At 32.8% G+C, this 6,511-nt stretch carries 9 protein-coding genes; 1 reads left to right on the top strand and 8 read right to left on the bottom strand.

The window, feature by feature from the left end; translation table 11 throughout:
* Window positions 1–30 precede the first annotated feature (30 nt).
* From L6C30_RS14035 to L6C30_RS14015, 5 genes are all read right to left on the bottom strand, one after another.
* A complete protein-coding gene (locus tag L6C30_RS14035; protein WP_151820867.1) occupies window positions 31–309 on the bottom strand; it encodes a DUF2523 family protein in 279 nt (92 codons plus the stop codon).
* Window positions 309–1,574, bottom strand: coding sequence for a virulence factor TspB C-terminal domain-related protein (locus L6C30_RS14030; RefSeq protein WP_236163296.1), 1,266 nt, complete (start codon window positions 1,572–1,574; stop codon window positions 309–311). Before L6C30_RS14030 ends, L6C30_RS14035 begins: the two co-directional genes overlap by 1 nt.
* 1 nt (window position 1,575) lies before the next feature.
* Complete coding sequence (locus tag L6C30_RS14025) at window positions 1,576–1,845, bottom strand: hypothetical protein (RefSeq protein WP_236163297.1); 270 nt, start codon at window positions 1,843–1,845, stop codon at window positions 1,576–1,578.
* A gap of 49 nt (window positions 1,846–1,894) precedes the next feature.
* Window positions 1,895–2,131, bottom strand: a complete 237-nt coding sequence (locus L6C30_RS14020; protein WP_236163298.1) for a hypothetical protein — start codon at window positions 2,129–2,131, stop codon at window positions 1,895–1,897.
* Between the two features lie 220 nt (window positions 2,132–2,351).
* Window positions 2,352–2,585, bottom strand: coding sequence for a hypothetical protein (locus tag L6C30_RS14015; RefSeq protein WP_151820863.1), 234 nt, complete (start codon window positions 2,583–2,585; stop codon window positions 2,352–2,354).
* A 299-nt stretch (window positions 2,586–2,884) separates the two neighbouring features.
* Between L6C30_RS14015 and L6C30_RS14010 the strand changes: the two genes are divergently transcribed.
* The gene (locus L6C30_RS14010; protein ID WP_151820862.1) at window positions 2,885–3,073 is read left to right on the top strand and encodes a hypothetical protein; all 189 of its coding nucleotides are present in this window, start codon (window positions 2,885–2,887) and stop codon (window positions 3,071–3,073) included.
* Here L6C30_RS14010 and L6C30_RS14005 read toward each other — a convergent pair.
* The 3 genes from L6C30_RS14005 to L6C30_RS13995 form a co-directional block, all read right to left on the bottom strand.
* Window positions 3,066–4,517, bottom strand: coding sequence for a protein rep (locus L6C30_RS14005; protein WP_236163379.1), 1,452 nt, complete (start codon window positions 4,515–4,517; stop codon window positions 3,066–3,068). The two genes, L6C30_RS14010 and L6C30_RS14005, sit on opposite strands and share 8 nt — an antisense overlap.
* Window positions 4,518–4,629: 112 nt before the next feature.
* Window positions 4,630–4,896: a hypothetical protein gene (locus tag L6C30_RS14000; protein ID WP_151820860.1), complete on the bottom strand. Its 267-nt coding sequence runs from the start codon at window positions 4,894–4,896 to the stop codon at window positions 4,630–4,632.
* Between the two features lie 310 nt (window positions 4,897–5,206).
* Window positions 5,207–6,361: a zonular occludens toxin domain-containing protein gene (locus tag L6C30_RS13995; protein WP_151820868.1), complete on the bottom strand. Its 1,155-nt coding sequence runs from the start codon at window positions 6,359–6,361 to the stop codon at window positions 5,207–5,209.
* Between the last annotated feature and the right edge of the window lie 150 nt (window positions 6,362–6,511).

The raw sequence follows: 6,511 nt of genomic DNA, 5'->3' as shown, positions 1-6,511 counted from the left end.
GGCTTACGCCTCCTACGAAAAATATTAAATTTATGATCTCGTAAAAATTAAAGATAAAGAACGCAAATAGACTGCAAAGGTAAGTGCACCAACAATAACGGTGAAACAAGTATCAACACCTGCAACACCCATGTAAGCAAGAACAGTTGGAGAAAAACCTCCAACAGCGTTATAGGCATTTTGTATGTAAGCTTGGAAAACACCATTAATCGCAGTCATTGTAAAAATGGATAAACCAATACCACTTAAAAGCCTAAAAATAAGACCAGAAGCAATGTAAGCACTTAAACGAAGTAAAAGACTGACCATTATGATTTCCTAAAGCTGTATATAATCCAGGCTGAAAAGAGATAAGAAGAGGCAATCAAATAAGGTCTTATCTGATCCAAAAAAATACAAAATGCTTCAGCAGGTATATCAATAGTTTTGGAAACAAGACCCAAATCAAGGAGGAAAGAAGGATTAGGAGGACAATTTTTAGGTAAGTTCAATTCTTTTGATTTAGGAGCATTAGATAAATCAAACTCTCCAATTTGCCTTTGTTCATTTTCGGGTATGTCATCTTGCATAAACCAATCAGAAAGTTTGCAAAGAGGTTCAGCCCAGGTGCAAAAATTTGGCATTTCAAAGTCAAATGCTCCCTCACCATAACCACCAGTAACAGAACCTGAACCAGTAGAAACACCAGGTACATAGGGAGGGTTATATTTATTTTCATCAGATAAACCACCATTTAATTCATTAATGGCATCTTTAACTTCTTGGGGTAAAACTTGAGAAGGAACTAAAGTAGGATCAGCTAATTTAGGACGATCAATAGCAGGAGCCTGGGGTATTACCGAACCTATAGGAACATCAATAGGAACACGTTTAGGAGAAGTATCAGCAGTTGGGCGAGGAAGACCAACAGTTAAATCACGCTGAATACAACCAGGATTACCAGTAGTAGTAGATGTATAGCAAAGGTCTAAAAAAACATTACCTTGATTAACAGAACCCCAACGACAGTTTTCATAAGAAGTAATAGGAAATTGAGACCAAGAATATTGAAGCTGAATAAATGCAGCAGCACAAATCTGAGGTAAGGTACTAACAATTACAGGTGTTCCACTAGGTTGATCAACTGAACGAGGTTTGTTATTTCCAATTACTGGAGTAAATAAAGGCAATTCATTATCATCATAGGTATACCCCATATCAGAAGAAAGAGAAGCCAGAGACATAAAAACAGCTAATCTCTTTGAAACAACAAATTTTAAAACTTTACCTAACGAAGCGGGACTAACAGCCTTTGTAACAGACTTAGATAGACCAGTTGCGGAATTAGTTAATGTGTACTTAAAATTATGATAACCATTAGAAAGACGACCTAGATAGCTTGTTTGAATTGTTGAGGCAGTAGAAGCATAAGCATTGTAAGGAACAATTAAAGACAAAATAATAAAAAGTTGCGACATCGCAACAGCAATAATTTTGAAAAATCGTTTGGAATAGAAAACAGAAGAAAGTTGCGTTAACGCAACAATAAAGCTCCTAAACAAACCGCAATAATTAGAAAATAAATATGCTCCCATGTCATATATCACCCACTAAAAAATTAAATTGAAAAATAGTAAGTAAAATAGTTAAAACAATTAAAGATATAAAAAACAGCAACTTGACATTAAGACGATAATTTACAAGTTTCAATTTTGCATCTTTAAAAACAGAAGCATCTTCCTTAGAGTTAAAAAGCTCATATTGTCTAAACATTAAGTTTTGAAGCTCAGTTTCTTTAGAGTGGGCATAAGTAGCAGAACCAAAAACCAAAACTAAAGAAGTGAAAAGAATAATTAAAGGAATCATAAAAAATCTCCAAAAAGTAACCTCCCCAAAAAGGGAGGCTACTTAAAATTTAACGAATCAAACCAAGAACACGCTTGATTACCCAAACACCGGCAACAACAGTAATGATTGCAATACCAACAGTCTTCAAAGTTCCAGAACCGCCGGTAATAGCACCAGTTGCACCTTCAGCTAAGCCACCTTCTTCAGCAAAAGCAGAGCCAGCAATTACCATTAATGCAGTAAAAATTCCCAAAGCAGGGAGACGTTTTGTTTTTGAAACAGATGGAAGTTGAATATTTTCCATAATTACCTCTCAATATTTAAGAAGGTCTAAGACCCTACGAACGATAAAAACAACAGCAAAACAAATTGCTATAGAAATAAGCATCTGATCAGCTTCTGTTTTTGTTATGGGAGGTAGAAAAGAAACTGGTTGTTTCACTTCTACCCATTCAAGACAAACTTGAGCCTGACCTTCTGTAGGATCAGAAAGTAAGGCGCAATAAAAAGTCATTGAATAAGACTCAAGCCAAATCTTGACTTGAAAAAACTAAAGAACGATTTCGCTGATGAAGAACAAGCTCTTCAACAGATTCACCCGATGCAACAAGAGCTTCAAGAGTTGCAGCATCTTGAGGTTTATCAGGATTGATATATTTGCGAACAGGCTCATTTACTTCGACAAAGTAATAAGGTGAATTGTCTTTTTTTAAGCCTTTTTGAATAACTGCATTAGAAATAACTGATTTGATAGACATATGAATCTCACTTTTAAACTGTATTAAAAACGGTCAAATGAGTATGTTTTCATGTTGTCATTTTGTCAAGACAATAAAACAACAAAAGTTTATGTTTTCATGTTGTCATTTTGTCAAATTGTCAAATTGTCAAAAAATAGATTGAAATATATTTAAGAGGACAGATTAACAATTGTCTTGTTGTCGTATAAATATGTTTATTTGACAATAAATTGAGTAAACAAGTTGTCTTGTTGTCTTATAAAGAAAGGTTGAAAGTGTAAAATACACCAAATACACACCAATTGGAGGGGTAAGAAATGGCTAGTCCTTATTTAAGAATTAACAAATTCGAAGAAGAGCTATTAAGCAAAATATCTAAAGAATTAAATACAAGCCGTTTAGAAAATAACCTTAGTGTTATGAAAGAAAGCGAAATTTTGCATGAAATAATTAAAGTAGCATCAGAAAAAATTGAAGTTATTAAAGGTGAATTAAAAATTAAGTAGAATCCCTTTGTGATTCCAACCAGGCCAAATGTTCAGCAATCAAAGGCAACATTGATTCATCTATATCAATTTTAGTGACTTGTTCATTTTTTATGTTTTGAATCCAATCAAATTCCTTTGAACTTATCCAAGGTGTAGACTTTTCAGGAAGAGAAACTCTTGATAAAACAGCTGAATTAGATTGCATATCAGGTAAAATTTCAGTATTAAAAGTCTTTAAATCTAAATCTGATAAATAAGAAATTAGTTCATCAGCTAAATTAGAACCAGTTAAATAATCTTCCGTAACTAAATCCAAAAATTCAGCTCTCTTTTTATTCTTACAAATTAATTTAAAAGCATAATCATCAATATCACGTAAAAATATAGCTTCATCTAAAGTTTCAGACATAATTTCATCATCATCCTTTTCATTAATAGCAAAAGCTCTTTTTAAACCCCTGGAAAAAGATAACTGTCTAGCACCTTTAAAAGCATTTGCAAATTCTCTAAATAGATCAGAGGGTTTCTTGTCAAAAATAAGATCATCATTTTCAGATAGCCTAAGCAAATCAAATGGAGTAATAGAGGATTCTCTACCTTGTTTTAAATGACCTTTAGTCATTTCTGATTCAATACCCCATTTAGAAACATATTGTTCAGCGTAAGTTCCATCCTGTAGATCACAAGCAATATATTTTTCATCACCCACAAGTTTCCTAATACCTACTTTCGATAAACAATTAGACCAATGATCAGCTAAAAGAATTTTTATTCTAGTAAACTCTTGAATAGATAAGTATTTATCTGAAAAAATTAAAATATGGTTATGAGGATGCCAACCATTTTGACCGTAAGTTACTTCCAAATTGGTAACATGAAAAATCTTACCTAGTTGTTTTTGAAATAAAGAAGAATTCTTTTTACCACCAAAAAAAAGATCTTTAGCCTTTGTCATTCTTTCACGTAAAAGAGAAAGATTTTGATAAGCATAATGTGGAGAAGTAAGAGTTAAAAGATAAGTAAAACCTTTAACATCCTTAGCATGGTGTATAGGAGGGCCAATAAAATTTTCATCCATTTTTTCAGGAACATACAAAGTAATACCATTTTTCCACATGGTATTTATATTTTTTAATTCAGTCCTACGGTGTTCAGTAATTTTCTTTGCACAAACAGGGCAAACCCAAACTGATCCGCAACGAATAACATTGCCATAATGAGCCTTAGAAGTTGATTCATTAAAACAGACATTAACTAAATTATTTTTATCAATTTTACGCTTAAGACAAAACTGGACACGAAATTTCTTTTGAAGAACCTTAGAAGCTAAGTCTTGGAGTAAAAAGTCTTTAACCCTTGAAACATCGACAGGGCAAGGCATTTGAGCGAAAGGTGAATGAGATTTGGTAATAGTACCAAGACCCGAATTTTCACTTATTTTTTGACTTATATCTAAATCCACTTATAATAAATCCATGTGTTAACCGTACACAGACCCGAAAAAACCCGCCCGCCAAGTTGGGTTTTTTTTTGTCTAATGAAAATATGTTGTCATGTTATCATATACAATAAAACTATCTGAATGTGATAATAAAATAATTCGTCTTAAAGTTGTCATGAACAAACTTAGACATAGAATCTAATGTTTTGAATTCTCTTAATTTTTTACCATGAGAATGAAGTAAAAAACCTTCATGATTTTTAATACTAAACCCCAAACGCCAAGAAGAAAAATCAGAGGGTGCAACAGTTGAACCAAAAAACTTTAAATCATCAGATTCAGGATCAGTAATACTGGAAGCAACCAACTTCAATTGAGCAATGGTTAAATTTTCACGCATAAGAAAACCCAAGAAAACAATATATCTTTTATAAGATATTTGATTTTCTTAGTCAATAAAAATAAACAACAAAAGTTTATTAAAAACGACAAAAGTTTTTCCGCCACCCATTCGGGATGGCTCTGCAACTACTGGATATAAGCAAAAGGGAGCTTGTAATCAGAGGGGGAGGTATTCAATTGAATTTTGTCGTGGGGTAGACACCCCACTTAAGCGGCACAATACGTGCCGTTTCAATTTGGAATTTAGGGACGTTAACGGTAGTAAAACGACAAGTCCGCTTTGTTAGCGGTCTTGTAGGCTTTCAGCCTTAAGATTTACCTGGCTGCGTTGGATCGAATCCATTCAAATCATTAGTGTTAGTATCAAAATGACTATGAGGCAATTCAGCACCATTTTCACGTTTTAACCTAGACAAAGGAATCCTAGTATTTTTGCGAGAAAGTAATCTACATTCATCTATAGATATATCTAAGATTTCACCATAAGAGTTTTTGGCAACACAATCAGAAGAAGATTCAATAACCATTGAAACACGTTTATTCTCCAAAGCTTGAAGATCAGGTTTAAGATTTTCAACAGGTTTAGACTCTAAAGTATTTTTTGCTGGAGCCGCTTGTGTATTATTAGTTTGATTAACAATAGTGGGTTCATTTTTTTTAGAACCAAAAAGAGGATCAAGCCAAAAGGAGCGAGCAACATAAGCAGGCAATACAACAAAAACTAAAACTAAAATAACTATATATTTAAAGGGTATATTAGATTGATGAGTATCAACTTCTGTAGAAGTATAAGTACCATACAAATGTTTAGGAAACTTCCAAATTGTCTTATTAATAGCGTCATCACGAATGGATTTATAAACAGTAGCATGAGCTTCTGGAAACTCATAAATTGTTGATCTTTTCATCTTGAATACACGCCTTAAATGTAACTGACAACCAACATCAGCAAGAATGTGAGCAGCAAGTTTTTTTGGACTTTGAGTAATTAAATAAATATCAAAACCAAAATGACGATGCATTGATAAGGCGTAACCAATTTCCCTAATTTCCTCCTTTTTCTTATCTAATAAAGTTTTATATCTCTTATTAACTTCATCAATTTTTTGTTTTTTTTGAGTTATAGATAAAGAATCATCTATATTTATATAATCTATTTCAAAGTCAAAATCAGTACGATCAATTTGATAATTCTTTAGAAGGTCTTTTTCAGCAAAAGCAGCATGTTCATGTGCTTCATCATAAAAAACGGCAATAGGAGTTTTTTCCATACCAGGTTTTTGACGTCTAAAATTATCTAAATCTCTCCAATCTTCCTGACTAGAAATGTCTATAACGCCTGGTACTTTTAAACCCAAAATATTTGCATAAACTACATAACCTTTGTTTAAAAGCTCATAAATAATTTCAACCGCTTTTAATGTCTTACCACTGCCAGGAGTAGCACTAATTAAAGTCAACATAATTACTCCCTAATAAATTTAATATTTTTCGGGCGGGAGGGCTTACGCCTCCTACGAAAAATATTAAATTTATGATCTCGTAAAAATTAAAGATAAAGAACGCAAATAGACTGCAAAGGTAAGTGCACCAACAATAACGGTGAAACAAGT

This window comes from Acinetobacter sp. KAM396 (assembly GCF_021602765.1).
GTDB lineage: Bacteria > Pseudomonadota > Gammaproteobacteria > Pseudomonadales > Moraxellaceae > Acinetobacter > Acinetobacter towneri_A.
Note: the sequence above shows the minus strand (reverse complement) of the source record. Positions and strands in the feature narration are given on the sequence as shown.